This window comes from Aliidiomarina sp. B3213 (assembly GCF_003290085.1).
Classification (GTDB): Bacteria; Pseudomonadota; Gammaproteobacteria; order Enterobacterales; family Alteromonadaceae; genus Aliidiomarina.
In genome coordinates this window covers 288,100-301,299 of record NZ_QMKJ01000001.1, presented here as the reverse complement: position 1 = coordinate 301,299, position 13,200 = coordinate 288,100, and the positions used below count along the sequence as shown (strand labels likewise).

12 protein-coding genes are annotated in these 13,200 nt (G+C 45.8%); 3 read left to right on the top strand and 9 right to left on the bottom strand.

Annotated features, from left to right (window positions below):
- Positions 1-2 precede the first annotated feature (2 nt).
- The 4 genes from sufB to DQX04_RS01445 all read right to left on the bottom strand — a co-directional run bounded on the left by sufB (position 3) and on the right by DQX04_RS01445 (position 7,556).
- The gene (gene sufB, locus DQX04_RS01460) at positions 3-1,439 is read right to left on the bottom strand and encodes a Fe-S cluster assembly protein SufB (RefSeq protein WP_111914025.1); all 1,437 of its coding nucleotides are present in this window, start codon (positions 1,437-1,439) and stop codon (positions 3-5) included.
- Between the two features lie 110 nt (positions 1,440-1,549).
- On the bottom strand, positions 1,550-3,460 hold the full coding sequence (locus DQX04_RS01455) for a hypothetical protein (protein ID WP_111914024.1): 1,911 nt from the start codon (positions 3,458-3,460) through the stop codon (positions 1,550-1,552).
- A gap of 10 nt (positions 3,461-3,470) precedes the next feature.
- Positions 3,471-5,753 carry an SEL1-like repeat protein gene (locus tag DQX04_RS01450; protein ID WP_165831915.1) on the bottom strand — a complete coding sequence of 761 codons (2,283 nt, stop codon included), beginning with the start codon at positions 5,751-5,753 and terminating at the stop codon, positions 3,471-3,473.
- 153 nt (positions 5,754-5,906) lie between these two features.
- Complete coding sequence (locus DQX04_RS01445; RefSeq protein WP_111914022.1) at positions 5,907-7,556, bottom strand: diguanylate cyclase domain-containing protein; 1,650 nt, start codon at positions 7,554-7,556, stop codon at positions 5,907-5,909.
- 141 nt (positions 7,557-7,697) lie between these two features.
- Here DQX04_RS01445 and DQX04_RS01440 point away from each other — a divergent pair, with 141 nt between their 5' ends.
- Positions 7,698-8,324: an NAD(P)H-binding protein gene (locus tag DQX04_RS01440; RefSeq protein WP_111914021.1), complete on the top strand. Its 627-nt coding sequence runs from the start codon at positions 7,698-7,700 to the stop codon at positions 8,322-8,324.
- On the opposite strand, the gene DQX04_RS01435 is transcribed toward DQX04_RS01440, so the two are convergent.
- The 3 genes from DQX04_RS01435 to DQX04_RS01425 form a co-directional block, all read right to left on the bottom strand.
- The gene (locus DQX04_RS01435) at positions 8,321-9,136 is read right to left on the bottom strand and encodes an ion transporter (protein ID WP_111914020.1); all 816 of its coding nucleotides are present in this window, start codon (positions 9,134-9,136) and stop codon (positions 8,321-8,323) included. The genes DQX04_RS01440 and DQX04_RS01435 overlap by 4 nt on opposite strands.
- Before the next feature lie 115 nt (positions 9,137-9,251).
- Positions 9,252-9,794: a glutathione peroxidase gene (locus DQX04_RS01430; RefSeq protein WP_111914019.1), complete on the bottom strand. Its 543-nt coding sequence runs from the start codon at positions 9,792-9,794 to the stop codon at positions 9,252-9,254.
- A gap of 89 nt (positions 9,795-9,883) precedes the next feature.
- Positions 9,884-10,618 (bottom strand): SIMPL domain-containing protein, encoded by a 735-nt coding sequence (locus tag DQX04_RS01425; protein ID WP_165831914.1) that lies wholly within the window; start codon positions 10,616-10,618, stop codon positions 9,884-9,886.
- Between the two features lie 100 nt (positions 10,619-10,718).
- Here DQX04_RS01425 and DQX04_RS01420 point away from each other — a divergent pair, with 100 nt between their 5' ends.
- Complete coding sequence (locus DQX04_RS01420; protein WP_165831913.1) at positions 10,719-11,084, top strand: DUF2007 domain-containing protein; 366 nt, start codon at positions 10,719-10,721, stop codon at positions 11,082-11,084.
- On the opposite strand, the gene DQX04_RS01415 is transcribed toward DQX04_RS01420, so the two are convergent.
- On the bottom strand, positions 11,057-11,497 hold the full coding sequence (locus DQX04_RS01415) for a VOC family protein (protein WP_111914016.1): 441 nt from the start codon (positions 11,495-11,497) through the stop codon (positions 11,057-11,059). The two genes, DQX04_RS01420 and DQX04_RS01415, sit on opposite strands and share 28 nt — an antisense overlap.
- A gap of 80 nt (positions 11,498-11,577) precedes the next feature.
- Here DQX04_RS01415 and DQX04_RS01410 point away from each other — a divergent pair, with 80 nt between their 5' ends.
- On the top strand, positions 11,578-12,285 hold the full coding sequence (locus DQX04_RS01410; RefSeq protein WP_111914015.1) for a VIT family protein: 708 nt from the start codon (positions 11,578-11,580) through the stop codon (positions 12,283-12,285).
- A 9-nt stretch (positions 12,286-12,294) separates the two neighbouring features.
- Here the strand turns inward: DQX04_RS01410 and DQX04_RS01405 are convergent, their stop codons facing one another.
- A complete protein-coding gene (locus tag DQX04_RS01405; RefSeq protein ID WP_111914014.1) occupies positions 12,295-13,164 on the bottom strand; it encodes an MBL fold metallo-hydrolase in 870 nt (289 codons plus the stop codon).
- Positions 13,165-13,200: the final 36 nt, after the last annotated feature.

Genomic DNA, 13,200 nt, shown 5'->3' with positions numbered 1-13,200 from the left:
GCTTACCCCACTGAACCTTCAAGACTAATTTCTAATAACTTGCCAGCTTCTACTGCGAATTCCATCGGTAGCTCTTTGAATACTTCTTTACAGAAGCCGTTCACTATCATCGAGACCGCTTTCTCAGCGTCTAAGCCACGTTGCTGACATAAAAACAATTGATCATCGCTAACTTTCGAGGTGGTAGCCTCATGTTCAACGATCGCAGACGGATTAGAACTTTCTATATACGGGAATGTATGCGCAGCACACGTATCACCGATAAGCAGAGAGTCACACTCAGTAAAGTTTCTCGCACCGTCTGAGTTTGGCCCCATTTTCACTAAGCCGCGGTATGCATTACTGCTGTTACCCGCGGAAATCCCCTTGGAAATAATGGTCGACTTGGTGTTCTTACCCAAGTGAATCATTTTTGTACCGGTATCCGCTTGTTGTCGCCCTCGCGTGAGCGCCACAGAATAGAATTCACCTACACTGTTGTCTCCACGAAGTACGCAGCTAGGATACTTCCAAGTAATTGCCGAGCCAGTTTCTACCTGTGTCCACGAAATCTTCGCATTGCGCTCGCACACACCGCGCTTGGTCACAAAGTTGTAAATACCGCCCTTGCCGTTTTCATCACCTGGGTACCAGTTTTGAACCGTGCTGTACTTAATTTCCGCATCATCCAACGCCACCAGCTCTACCACAGCTGCGTGCAACTGGTTCTCATCTCGTTGTGGTGCGGTACAGCCCTCTAGGTAGCTCACGTGGCTTCCTTCATCAGCCACAATAAGCGTTCTTTCGAACTGTCCAGTATTTAACTCGTTAATACGAAAATAAGTAGACAGCTCCATCGGGCAACGCACACCTTTTGGAATATAAACAAATGAACCGTCTGTAAATACTGCGCTGTTTAGCGCTGCAAAGAAGTTATCCCCACGAGGAACAACGCTTCCAATATACTTTTTAACTAGGTCAGGGTACTTCTCAATAGCTTCCGAAATCGGGCAGAAGATAACACCTGCCTCTTCTAGTTTTTCGCGAAACGTAGTGACCACTGAAACCGAATCAAAAACAGCGTCTACCGCAACACCGGCAAGCATTTCTTGCTCGTGTAGCGGAATACCTAGCTTTTCGTATGTGCGGAGCAATTCCGGATCAACCTCGTCTAACGACTTCGGCTTATCTTTCATGCTTTTAGGAGCTGAATAGTAAGAAATAGCTTGATAATCAACGGGATCGTAGCCCAAGTGTGCCCAATCTGGCTCTTTCATTTTTTGCCAGCTACGAAATGCCTGGAGGCGCCACTCTAGCATCCACTCAGGTTCATTTTTCATCGCTGAAATACCGCGAATAACGTCTTCATCTAGGCCAGCAGGAAAAGTATCAGATTCCACTTCTGATACAAATCCGGCGTCATATTTCCGTAATATGGCCTGTTCGATTTGTTCGCTCATTATAAATCCTCGTGACGGGTCGGTCAGATTGGCGCATATTATACCTTTCCCGACTATTTCACTCAACTATTCTAACAAGCGAAAATCTCTATTCTATTAAGCGAATATCTCTATCGGTCTGGCATAATCACAATAAGTTGGGTATCTGGTCCGCAATGAACGTGTTCATGCGTTTCTGGGTTCAGTTGCACACGTAAACCGTCGGGGTTTACACCGATGAGCACGCCCCCCTCTGCAATCACATATTGCTGTAACTCCGCGACCGCCATAGGCCGATACATAGACTCTGGCAGATAGCGCACTGAAAGATGTGCGCCAGCACTCGAAAGTAGATGGTCATACACCGAACGAATGGGCGGATACAATGCCACCTGCGCTAACACATGACTGATAACAACAGAACTTACAATAACGTCACTGTTGGCATGGTTCACATAAACTTCATTACTCTGGTCATGTAATTCAATTAACACATGCGGACGTTTTTCTTCTAAATTCTGCTGAGTTAAAAGAAAGTCCAACACCATTAGCCCCACTACTGTTCTAGCGTCAGCTTCTTCACCTGTACCTAAGCGGTCACTACTTAGCAACATAACATTGTCGAAAGACGCCAAAGGCAGGGCTTGCAGAGTATTCATGTCGGTGTAATCCGCTTCAATGAACTCGAACGTGCCCGGCCATTTGTCGCCCACTATTTTGTTTATTTTGCTCTTACGTTCTGCGGCTGAAGCAGTACTAATCAGGGTTATTTCGTATCTGCAATCTTGCTCCATCCCTAACTCTTTGATCAGCAGCGGAACACTCTGATTCCATCCTAAAATTAGAATTTTACGTCTTTTAGGTGCCGGTGGCGTTAATAAACGTTCGGTATGCTTGGACGGTATATAGCGCCGAGACTTCGAGAGCGGTGCTTTGTTGTCACTTTGCGAGGCAATAATCAGGATTTGGTCATGTTCTTGGATAACTTCACTGGCTGCTGGAGCCAGAATGGTCTGATTACGGCCTTCGTAACGACGCACGATGCCGCATGGTGTAACTTCTTCGAAGTAGCCAAAGACCTCCTGCCACTTACAACCAATAAATTGAGGAAAGTGCACGGGGATAATCTGTGACTGCTCGCTATCTAACAATATGGCATTCACCGTACTAGCCAAGCCCGGATAAAGAGCGCTTCGAGCCAAGATTCGAGCTACCATCAAGTCACCCGGAACCACCTGTAACGGGCCATTAAACGCATGAATAGCCACCGGTATTTTGGCAGCATCGCTAAGCTCTGCTACTACCGCAGGTTTGTTTGCACTATGAGCTGTTTGTGCATCAAGTGAAACCAGCATTTTAATGACATTTGCGTCGTTGGAAATTGAACTTTCACCGTCGTTTCGGCGCGACGGAATAATCACAGTTTTCGCATTCGATACTGCTACACGGTGCAGGTGTTCAGGGTTTAAAACAGAGCCCGAACGGAGCACAACACGGCGTTGTGTCCAAGTGCCCCAACGTTCAGATAGAACTTCATTAACCGGCCCACTAGTGATGTCTTCTGCAAGCGCCGCTATTCGGCTGCCGCTGCCTCGTTTAGGGCTGAAAGTGAGTAGTTCTCGAATCACTGGAATTGAGCGAGAATTCCACCCTAAAATAACGTGGTGGCCATTTAACGTAACTGGGGTTTGCCCCTGTTCTAGGTTGCGCATATTGCGGTATAACCATTGGGTCATAATCGCAACCAAGGTACCCATAAACAACACATAGCCAAATAGTGTCAACGCAGTGGAGATAACCCTACGCCACAGCCCCTCGTCATCACCAAGGTACCCAGGGTCAGTTAGACGAAGAAACGACCACCATACCTCTTCTCCAAGCTTGTACTCTGTCGGTACAAAAAAATAAGCCAGTAAACCACCGGAAACGGCAACAGCCAATACCACCAAGGCCACAAACAGTAATTGCGCTATTGCGCCACCACCAAGCATGCGCTCTGCATAATATTTTAAACGGTCGATCATCCTTAATTTGAATATCATAATTATTTTCTCACTCGTTACCGTTTAATAACTGTTGATTAGATATAGCTTCTTCGTTTCCCTGAGCAGCAGCTTCCGCAAACCAGTAGGTCGCCAGTTCGTTCGACTGCTCCACACCTGTGCCGTTTAAATACAGTAAACCCAGTATATTTTGTGCTACGTCATTTCCGCTTTCAGCCGCTTGAGTATACAGCGCAACGGCTTGCTCCATATTTTGTTCAACACCTCGACCACTTTCATACAACGCGCCAAGGTTGGTTGCCGCATTGGAATTCCCCTGTTCCGCAGCAAGCTGGTACCAGTGCGCAGCTTGTTGGGAGTCCTCTGACACACCTAAACCATTGTCGTACATGTACCCAAGGTTCATTTGCGCCAGCTCATTGCCTTGCTCTGCGGCTTGCCGATACCAACGTACAGCTTCTTCATCGCTTTGCCGTACACCATTACCAGCACGGTACAGTAATCCTAAGTTAGCTTGGGCCGCAGCGTTGCCCTGCTCAGCCGCTTGCATATACCAATCTGCAGCCTGCTCGTATGACTGAGTTACACCGTTACCACCCTCGTGCAGTAATCCCAATGCGTTTTGCGACCACAAGTCTCCTTGCTCCGCAGCCATTAAATACCAGCGCGCAGCTTCTTGATAGTCTTGCGTCACACCATCGCCCAACTCATACAACTCGCCAAGACTGCCTTGTGCGTCCACATTACCGGCGTTTGCTGCTTGCACAAGCCAATTCGCAGCTTCACCACCGTCACGCTCAACGCCTTTCCCTTGGCGATACAGCAGGCCAACATTATATTGTGCACTCGCGTGGCCTTGTTGGGCCGCTTGTAAATAATACTGAAACGCAACTTCGTGATTTTCATCAACACCTAAACCATGCTCATACATGTACGCAAGGCTTGCTTGAGCATTTGCGTTCCCTAGGTCCGCCGCTTGTTGATACCATAGTGCAGCTTCCTCCTGAGACGGTTCCACACCGCGACCAAACTGATAGAGCACACCCAAATTATTCATCGCCGGTGCGAACTCAAGCCTTGCTGCTCGGTTATACCAACGAATTGCTTGCTCGTACGACTGCTCTACCCCTAACCCTTCTTCGTACAAAGTCGCTAGTAAATTTTGGGCACTCGGATTATCGGCGTCCGCTGCTTGTCGGTAATAATGTGCCGCTTGCGTGTAGTCTTGGCTTACACCGTTTCCTTCTTGATACATTGACGCCAGGTTGACTTGGGCTACTGCGTCACCTTGTTCCGCCGCTCGGCTCAGCCATTGAAAAGCTTGCTCTACGTTAGGAATTACGCCTTCAGTAGAAAGTAGCATTTGACCTAAATTAGCTTGTGCTCTCACATAACCTTGCTGTGCAGACATTTCTATCCACATCATTGCCGACTCCACCGAGGGCGCTGTACCTAATCCATGAAGGTACAACTCACCTAATCGGTTTTGCGCCACCGGGTGCCCTTCTTCTGCGGCCAACTTATACCAACGAAAAGCTTCACGTTTTGACTCTTCAACACCTAACCCATAGTCATATAGTCGCGCTAAGTTAAATTTCCCATCGGTATTGCCCTGCCGTGCTGCATCTCTATATAAGAACTGGGCCTGCTCCAGGTCTTTTTCTGTTCCTCGGCCGTTTTCAAACATAAAGCCAAGATTCACCTGAGAAGCCGCCATCCCCTGCTGCGCTGCTTGCATATAGTATTCAAAAGCCCGCTCATCTGACTGCTCTACTCCACGCCCAAACTCATACATCGAAGCTAAATTATGTTGTGACCATGCATTACCCTGCTGTGCAGCCGAAAGGTACCATTGTGCAGCGAGTTCATCAGAGCGCTGAACACCTCGACCAGCTCGATATAAATACCCTAAAGTAGCTTGCGAGTTCACATCGCCCTGTTCTGCCGCCTGTTGTAACCAATGAGCGGCTTGTTGGTCTGATTGCTCAACACCACTACCATTTAAATAAAGTTGACCTAAATTAGCTTGTGCGGCGGATATACCTTGCTCCGCTGCCATTTGGTAATACCGAGCTGCTTCAGTGGTATTTTCAGCTACACCCATGCCGTACTCATACAAAACCCCCAGGTTCACTTGCGCATAGGCGTAACCTTGCTGCGCAGCGAGCTCATACCAATGAGCTGCTTGCGTGTAATCTTGAGATACTCGCGTGCCATTTTGGAAATTTACAGCTAAGTAATATTGAGCATGGACATTGCCGCTTTGTGCAACTTCAGTAACTTCTTCAATGGTTAAATCGTCGAACGCAAAAACAGTTGATGTACATAGCATGAGCAGCCCAACCCCCAAGAGGCGAAAACCGGAACGTAAAGCTGAACTCATAGAAAAATGCATAGCAACAATAGCCTTTAATTGAAAGAAAATGGTTTTATAGAGGTAACTATAGCGTTAAGTGACTGCGAAGTGATGATATAAGTGATTTAATTATTCATTGTCATTCGTATACATAATGTATTGCCCTTTCCCGGACTCTTTGGCTTGGTATAACGCTTTATCTGCCCTTCGCGCCACTTCATCAATACTACTGCCATGACTAGGCCACCATGCAGCCCCCACACTAACACCTACGTGGGCTTCTTGACCTTCACCTACATTTACCGACTTTGAAAGTTTTTTTATAACGCGATCAGCTATTCTGGCTAGTAATGTTTCAACTTCTTCAGCGTTGGCCTTAATCGCCATAACAAACTCATCACCACCTACACGCGCAATAATGTCTTCCTCGCGCACTATGTGTTTAAGTCGCTTTGCTAACTTTTGCAGCAGTACATCGCCAGCGTGGTGCCCCATATTATCATTCACATCTTTAAATTCGTCCAAATCGATGTACATTAGGGCAAGGCAACCCTGATTGCGCTTACTTTCTGCCAGAGCATGCCCAAGGTACTCATTCAAGAATGTTCGATTATGAAGTCCAGTTAACGGATCGGTATGAACAATGTCTTCCAAATCATCTATTTCTTCCCGTTGACTTTTTAGGCGACCAATTAAACTATTCAAAGACTGAGAGAGCCCCATCAGCTCTGGGGAGGCATGCTCTTCTGGAATCGTAATCTCGTCTTGAAGTGACTTAATTTTGTCTGCTGCAGCAGACAACCGAAGTAATGGTGCAGAAAACCTTGCGGTAAAAAACCACCCAATGCCCGCAAATAAAACTGTTAACCCTAAACCAAAAATAGCAATCCTGTTTTGCAATATATGCAGCGGTTCAAAGGCGTTTACTGTTGGAACGCGAGCTACCACTTTCCACCCTAGGCCAGGGTAATTGCCGGCACCTTCTGTTTTCGCAAAGCCGGTAAGAAAAGAGCCATCTTGCCATGTTTGAATGCGCCAGCTTGCTCCTTCAAGGCCGGCAGGCAACGTGTCGGTTGTTAAGCTTTGTAAATCCGCACCTATGGTGTTTTCTGGCCCCATAAGCACTGTGTTATTCGCGGCTACAACAAAGTATTCGATCGGGAAAGCATCGCTACTTGTAGTTTGAAACATAGACTGCATAACATGCTCAGCCCACTCCCAACTCAAATGCATAGCCAATACACCACGCAGTGTTCCATCGGAATTGCGTAGTGGAGCAGCGACGTCTACGAATTTAATAGGTTCGCCACTAGGGTTGGGGAGTAAATCAGACAGCAATAACGCTTCATGAACATCGCCGACCCAAAGGCTTTGGCTGCCATACTCAAAAACGGGGCGATGAGAAATGTTGGCGCCTTCGAGGATACTTCCTGTCGCAACTTGCACTCGACCATTAGAGTCTAACAACCCTATCCATGACGAGACAGTATGCTGTTGTTGAATTTGTTCGAGCTGCTCACGAAGTTGGTTTGAATTGAGACTATCGTTTGCCTCGTACAAGCTGGTAAGTAGCTCCACTTCCTGCACGCGCGCACTCATATTTTGATCGAGTCTTTCAACCATATTAACCGCGCGTTCTGAAATAGAACGACCGATAGACTCGGTGATATAAGTGGATGTGAGGTTGTAAACTAGCGCCCCGAGCAATACTATTGCCCCCAGTACAACGGCTATTATGAGTAGCGTAAATCGTGTTTTTAGGGATAGGCTGCTAGCCATACGTAATCCTCATTGGTAATACTCTATTGTGTATCTAAAATTACATATCAAAAGGTAAGAAAGTTCATTGTAGCCTGACATCGAAGATAACTTCATACAACTTAATTGTATGATTAAACCTATAGTTAAGGGAGTATAACAATGAAGTTAGCCATTTTAGGGGCAACCGGTGTTGTTGGCTATTCTGTTCTGCAATCCGCATTACAAAAGGACAAGTTTTCAGCGATTGTAGCGCCAAGCCGATTGCCTTTGTCATGTGGTGACTCAGATCAAAAGTTAAAAAACCCAACCCACATGGACTTGCGCCTTGCATGCGATTCGATTCAAGTAGACGCAGCAATCTGTGCATTAGGGACTACTTTGAAACAAGCGGGTTCTAAAGAAAAGTTTCAAGAAATCGATAAAGACTTAGTCATACAACTGGCTTACATACTCAAAAATAGCGGTTGCAAGCATTTTGCTTATGTTTCATCGTTAGGAGCAACGCCGGGCAGGAATTTCTACTTAAACTCAAAATATGAAACGGAACAGGCGTTGAAAGCCATTGGTTTTGAATCACTAACTATTGTTCGCCCATCACTAATTAACCACATTCGTTCAACGTCACGTCCAGCAGAGAAAATTGGTGTTTACGCGGCTAGATTTTTAGCGCCAATTATCCCGCGCAAATACAAAGCAGTTAAACCAGAGCAAATCGCTTTGAGTTTGATTCAGAGCATAGAAAACCCCAAAGACGGAATACATATCGTAGAATCTAACAAGCTTTAGGGATCGCTCTTGTGATCTGAGAGCTTCTTAATGTAGAGCTCCCTTTCCTCACGTTCCATGTCCGACAAGTTTTTTGTAGTTTGATAGGCATCGCTAAATGCTGCGGCCATAATGCCTGTGGGCATAGCTATCATTCCAATGCCCGCTATGGCGGTAACCCCCGCAAAGAATTTTCCTAAGCCTGTAATAGGCGTTACGTCTCCGTATCCTACCGTTGTTAAGGTAGCCACCGACCACCATAAAGCACGGGGAATGCTACCAAACTCCTCAGGCTGATATGGTGCTTCAATAGCGTATAAAATAGCGCTAGAAAAAAGTAACAACGCAAATGCAAAAATAACGCTTAATACAAACTCGTAGCGCCGCTGAGCTATCGCATTAAAGAATGCTTGCATAGCTAAACTAAAGCGACCTAAGCGGGCCAGCCGAAATATACGAATAACCCTTAAAATACGCATAAAAAATGCGTTGTAGTTTCCGAACCACAGTAAATAAGGTAGTAATGCGATAAGGTCGATAAGCGCCCAAAAAGAGAATATATAACGGATCCTTCCCCAAAAGCCTCGATACCTTAACTCTTCCCCAGCTGCATATACGCGTGCCACATACTCCACAGCGAAAATAATGAAAAATACGGTTTCAAAAACAAAGAAAAGGTTGTGGTGCGCGTCAGCTAACGGCTTTTCGGTTTCAATGATCGCTAAGCAAGAAGCAATGACAATACATATAGATACGACAATATTGGTTGGAGACATTCCCCTTTCGAGCCATGCCGAAGGCTCGAGGTGACGATATAGTTTTTCTTTTAACATGCCAAATTGCTAATTCGTTGCCGCAGTCATTATTTATCTAACCACTGCGGCACGAATCAAGCAAGCTCAAACACAGGGCAAACCTAATTTTCAGATATACCGTCTGTATCTGTAGTTATACTGTATGAGAAAGAGCACTCACTAATTCAGGGCTTTCCGTAGTGATGTCTGGTCGAAAACGAGCAACAACTTCGCCTTCTTTGTCGACCAAAAATTTCTCGAAGTTCCACATCACATCAGTGCCCGGCTCTTCAATAAGTCCTTTCTCTGTCAACAGGGACTCGAGTTTTCCGTGTTCAGTTTGAATTGCAACAGGCTGCTTTTCTATCAAGTGCTTGTAAAGTGGGTGCCGGCTTGAACCATTCACATCAAGCTTACTGAACATCGGAAACTTCACACCAAAGGTAGATCGGCAAAAGTCTTTAATTTCCGACTCCGAGCCTGGTTCCTGCCCTGCAAACTGATTACAAGGAAACCCTAAAACAACTAAACCATCGTCTTTTTTGTCCTCATACAATGCTTCTAGCTGCTCATACTGTGGCGTTAAACCACATTTAGACGCTACATTCACAATCAACATGGCTTTTCCTTTATAGTCCGCCAAAGTTGTTTCATTACCATCTATAGTGGTTACCGGAATGCTGTAAATATCTGACATTTCAAATCCTTCTTTATCAATTATGGGTGTATCCAACTTACGTGAGTTTTTCACTTTTGGATGTAATCCTGTGAACTTAAGTGTAGCAATTATTGCAAGTAAAACACGGCATGTACTGTCGCACTATATTCTATCGACGCCTCTAAGTATCGTCCCGCTTCCGGCGCTACTCTCGAGCCAGAAACAGCAATCCTATCGCTTGCATACCGGCCATACCGAGACTGATGTTGCGGTCCTTGTATATTAATACTGTAAACATCACCTAGTTCACCGCCAAATTGCTCGGCAACTGTTCTTGCTTGCATCATTGCGTTTTCTATCGCCTTATTTTGTGCTTGTAACTCCACTTCATTCACATTTGAAACGCCTAATTGCACCGACTGTATCTCCGGAATTCCAGCAGCCAATACATAGTCCATAAACTCACTCATACGCGCTATGTCACCTAGGGTCACCGTAATGTTTCGTATCGCGCTGTAACCGACCTGCTCACGTTCACCGCCCGGTCTATATTCATAAACCGAACGCGTTGTAATTTGCGAAGCTGAAACATCGTCTTCTTCTACATCAAAGTTCGCTAAGCCTGAAAGCAGGTTATTCACACGTTGATCAACGTCTTGTTTCGCTTCTAACGCAGTTCCACGCTGTGCGTTTACTGAGAAACTAAAGTCGACTTGGTCTGGTTCCACCTGAATTCGACCCTCTCCAGTTACCTGAATATGTGGCGTTTTAGGGACACTAGCTATAGCGTTATTAGTGCCTATAAGTGCCAATCCCAATAAAATACTCACACTCGCTTGTTTTATTGTCTGCTGAATCGTCATCGTTTTAATCCTTATGTGGCTTTTGCAAATCACTTCGCATTCTTCTGCATTCAAAGCTAACATAAGAAAAATAAGTTAAATGTTTATTAATGTCAGATTTATGCAAAATTCCCGTAATCAGCAAAATGTTCCTGCCGACTGGATTGAAGTCTATCTTGCCGCCAACCCAGTAGAAGCCAACCTATTAGTCGGGTTGCTCAATGCGGAGGGTATTCCTGCTGGAGTCAAAGGCATTGGGGTCGCTGGAGGCATTGGTGAACTCCCGGTAGATGCGTTGCAAATGCCTATATACGCACCCGAAGCTAAGAAAGCTAGCGCCAGAGCGGTGTTAAAAGATTACGAGCGAAATGGTCAATTGAAGCACGCACAATCGGACTGGACCTGCAGCGAGTGTGAGGAAGTTAACGGTAGTGCTTTCGAGATTTGCTGGTCTTGTGGCTACTCGCCCATAGGCTGCCAAAGTTGAATAGGATTTCCTTCCGGATCTTCTAATCGTGCAAATCGACCATTTGGGTATGTTTTTGGATCAACGACAACCTCTATACCCGCTTCACGCAGTTGAGCCACTATTGCATTCAAATCATCCACACGGAAATTTATCATCCATGATTGCTCGGGTTCACCGAAGTATTCAGTGTTTTGGGAAAAGATGCCGAATACCGTAGAGCCCGCTTCTTGTTGCCACGGCTGTACTTCATAAGTACGAGGTGTTTGATCCACGCCTAAATGCTCCTCATACCATGTAGCAAGCATTTGTGGGTTTTCGGCCTTAAAAAAGAACCCCCCAATTCCTGTCACTTGCTCTTTTGCAAGGCTAGCAACTGAAACCGACAAACAAAACAATATGGCTGAGGCAGTTATTCCAATTTTCAAGTTCATTTCTTTGTTCCTTTTCTTTATGCACTTCATGCATTCTTGGTGTTAAGCTAGCAACAATATAGCCAATGTAGAAGCCCAGTATGCAACACCAAATTACACCACCACATAACGACAAACATCGCTCTCATCGTGCAGGCTGGTTACGCGCCGCTGTCTTAGGTGCTAACGACGGCATTGTTTCTACTTCAAGCTTAATTCTTGGTGTGGCAGCAGCAGGTGCCAACAAGCCCGATATAATGCTTGCTGCGTTCGCAGGTTGGGCCGCTGGCGCGATGTCTATGGCGGCAGGTGAATATGTTTCTGTAAAGTCGCAAGAAGATGTAGAAAAGGCTGATTTAGATATTGAGCGCCGCTCGTTAGAGGAAAACCCTGAAGAGGAACGTAAAGAGCTTAGCCTTATTTACCAACAAAGGGGCTTGTCGCAACCACTAGCGGATCAAGTCGCACAAGAACTAACACAGCATGACGCTCTTGCAGCTCATGCACGTGACGACATTGGCTTAACAGAAATATCCACCGCTAAACCGATTCAAGCCGCAATTACTTCTGCGTTACTCTTTAGCTTAGGGGCTTGGCTACCCATTTTGTTTCTGTGGCTTTCAGAGCCAAAACTCGTTATTCCATTAGTTTCACTCGCAACAGCTTTCGGCCTTGTTGTTCTCGGTGGGGTTGCAGGCAGGCTTGGCGGCGCCTCAATTGTTCGAGGCGCACTTCGTGTTTTGTTCTGGGGCGTATTAGCTATGGTAGTTACAGCCGTAATCGGAAGCCTTGTCGGTGTTGCCGTGTAGCTATGTATTTTAGAGCTGATTAATAGGCAGCTTTAAATACACATTCCCCTTGTCATCAGCAGGTGGCATATTCCCCGCGCGAATATTCACTTGAATGGACGGCAAAATCAGGCGTGGCATCGCAAGTGTTGCGTCTCTCGCTTCCCGCTTCTCAACAAATTGTTCCTCACTAACCCCATTACCTACGTGAATATTATGCTTCGCCTGCTCTTTTACAGTAGTGACGCATTGATGGTCTCGCCCTTCTGTGGGGTAGTCGTGACAAACATATATCGATGTTGCTTCAGGCAAAGCGAGAATTTTCTGAATAGAGTGATACAGCGTTTTCGCACTTCCTCCAGGGAAGTCACAACGTGCAGTTCCAACGTCGGGTAAGAATAGAGTATCCCCCACAAAAGCTGCTTCGTCGTTAACTATATAAACCAAGTCTGCTGGCGTATGACCCGGCGTATGCATGACTTTAAATGTAAGCTCACCGACTGTTAGTACTTCACCGTTTTCGAACAAACGGTCAAACTGCGCACCATTGGGTAAGAATTCCTTCTCTAAATTAAAAACATCTTTAAATATCTTTTGGACCTGTTTAATTTCAGCGCCTATACCTACTTTTGCGCCGAGTTTCTCGCGAAAAAATGGAGCCGCAGATAAATGGTCTGCGTGCGCGTGCGTTTCTAATACCCACTCTACTTTCAGATTTTCGCGTTCAATATATTCCAGAATTTTTTTAGCGCCGGTTGTCTCTGTGCGACCAGACTTATTATCGAAATCTAGTACAGGGTCTATGATCACCGCACTCTGGCTTGCGCAGTCTGAAACTACATAACTCCAAGTTTCACTATCTTGGTCTAAAAACGATTCGACTTGGTAAGTTTTACTCATCTTTACTCCCTAGCATTGAAAACCCGTGTCGATGGT